Origin of the sequence: Pseudomonas sp. AAC (assembly GCF_000725445.1) — a bacterium.
Taxonomy (GTDB): Bacteria; Pseudomonadota; Gammaproteobacteria; order Pseudomonadales; family Pseudomonadaceae; genus Pseudomonas; species Pseudomonas citronellolis.
This window is the reverse complement of sequence record NZ_KL647096.1, coordinates 292,298-293,313: the sequence shown is the minus strand read 5'-3', so window position 1 is coordinate 293,313 and position 1,016 is coordinate 292,298. Positions and strand designations below refer to the sequence as shown.

The window sequence follows — 1,016 nt, the reverse complement described above, 5'->3', positions numbered from 1 at the left end:
TGGCCGGCGGTGAACCGGGTGGACAACGTGTTCGGCGACCGCAACCTGTTCTGCGCCTGCGTGCCGGTGGACGAGTACCGGGAGTGAGAAAATCCGCGCCTACGAAATGCCGAGCACACTGAGCGGGCCCTGCCCGCGATTCGCGCGCAGGGCGCGCTCCTACAAGGGCACGGTGTGGAGGCAAACCGTAGGATGGCGTTGAGCGCAGCGATACCCATCGCCGCGGCCGCATGGGTATCGCAGGCTCGATCCATCCTACGGTCTGGATGAGATCCTACGAAATGCCGAGCACACTGCGGGCCCTGCCCGCGATTCGCGCGCAGGGCGCGCTCCTACAAGGGTGCGGTGTGGAGGCAACCGTAGGATGGCGTTGAGCGCAGCGATACCCATAGCCGCGGCCGCATGGGTTTCGCAGGCTCGACCCGATCCATCCTACGGTCTGGATGAGATCCTACGAAATGCCGAGCACACTGTAATTGGATGGACTCACCCTCACCAAGGCGTCGAGGCGCCACGGTGGCGGTCTAAGAAGCCACCGACAGTGAGGGTGAGTCCATGAAAAAGCATACGACGATGAATAAGCCGGTGTCTGCAACCGATGTATCGGTGTGCACGACAGTCGCCGTGGATCTGGCGAAAAAGGTCTTCCAGGTGGCGGGGGAAGACGCCCAGGGTCAACTGGCGTACGAACAGCGAATCAAGTCGCGTGAAGCGTTTCAGGTGTTTCTGCAGAAGCTGCCGGAGGGCGTGACGGTGCTGATGGAGACCGGCCCTGGAGCACAAGCCTGGGCCCGGCTGCTGCAGGCGCAGGGCAACCCGGTGCGTATCCTGCCGGCCCAGCGGGTGGCCGAGCACCGGAGCGGAGCGAAGAATGATCGCAATGATGCCCACGCCATTCTGCGGGCGGGCCGGGATAGCAGTATTGCGTCGGTGCCGGTGAAGAGCGTCGCGGCACTGGCGATGCAGGCCTGGCACCGTGTCCGGCGGGGCTATGTGCGGCGGCGCACCGCCATGGG

The 1,016-nt window shown here is 64.6% G+C and carries 2 protein-coding genes; both read left to right on the top strand.

From position 1 onward, the window contains the following. A partial coding sequence (locus tag FG99_RS33205; RefSeq protein ID WP_371263864.1) for a hypothetical protein occupies window positions 1-87 on the top strand: 87 nt, incomplete at its 5' end. Between the two features lie 486 nt (window positions 88-573). Next, window positions 574-1,016: IS110 family transposase (locus FG99_RS11180; RefSeq protein ID WP_156060073.1), on the top strand; the 443-nt coding region annotated here is incomplete at its 3' end.